Genomic DNA, 776 nt, shown 5'->3' on the forward strand with positions numbered 1-776 from the left:
GCGGCAAACACCAAAACCAACCCCATGTCGCCACGGCATCGATTAAAAAACCCATTCACAATGTCAAAGAGGCCCGCAAATGCGCGCCATATCACCGGACGTATCCGGCAAACCGCTACTCTTCATCCCTAGAGAAACTGTGGTGCCCAGCCATAGGGCGCCCCTCGCTTGCGCTCGGGAGTTTTGCGGGACAATGTCCCCCGGACATTGTCTTGAACCGCAAAACTGGTGGAGCCTATCGGGATCGAACCGATGACCTGATGCTTGCAAAGCAACCGCTCTCCCAGCTGAGCTAAGGCCCCCTACCAATTTGCTGGTGGGCCGGGGAGGAGTTGAACCTCCGACCTCACGCTTATCAGGCGTGCGCTCTAACCACCTGAGCTACCGGCCCGTTTTTGCTTAGCCTCAGGCGCCGGCGTCGACATCCGTCGACTAGGCTATCCTCGCATAAGCTCGGGCGCGCGTTCGCGCTTGCGGACGTCTACGACGTCCGTGGCGCAATGCGCAGCCCAAACCAGGCTGGCCTGCTCTATCAGCACAACGTTACCGTTGCGCTAATCTCTAGTGATGAAGGGACATGAGGACGGCGGCAATGTTCTTTGGAAATGACGAAGCTCTTCTGATGAGCGCAAACCGAAGTCTGGCATCAGCGCTTTCGTCACGATCCTTAGAAAGGAGGTGATCCAGCCGCAGGTTCCCCTACGGCTACCTTGTTACGACTTCACCCCAGTCGCTAAACCCACTGTGGTCGCCTGCCTCCTTGCGGTTAGCTCAAC

General features: G+C 57.6%; 2 tRNA genes and 1 rRNA gene. All 3 read right to left on the reverse strand.

What is annotated here, in order from left to right:
• Positions 1-226 precede the first annotated feature (226 nt).
• A tRNA-Ala gene (locus EWH12_RS21995) sits at positions 227-302 on the reverse strand.
• Positions 303-314: 12 nt separating this feature from the next.
• Positions 315-391, reverse strand: a tRNA-Ile gene (locus EWH12_RS22000).
• A gap of 280 nt (positions 392-671) precedes the next feature.
• Positions 672-776 (reverse strand): 16S ribosomal RNA (locus EWH12_RS22005); the annotation flags it as partial.

Origin of the sequence: Sphingobium cupriresistens (assembly GCF_004152865.1) — a bacterium.
Classification (GTDB): Bacteria; Pseudomonadota; Alphaproteobacteria; order Sphingomonadales; family Sphingomonadaceae; genus Sphingobium; species Sphingobium cupriresistens.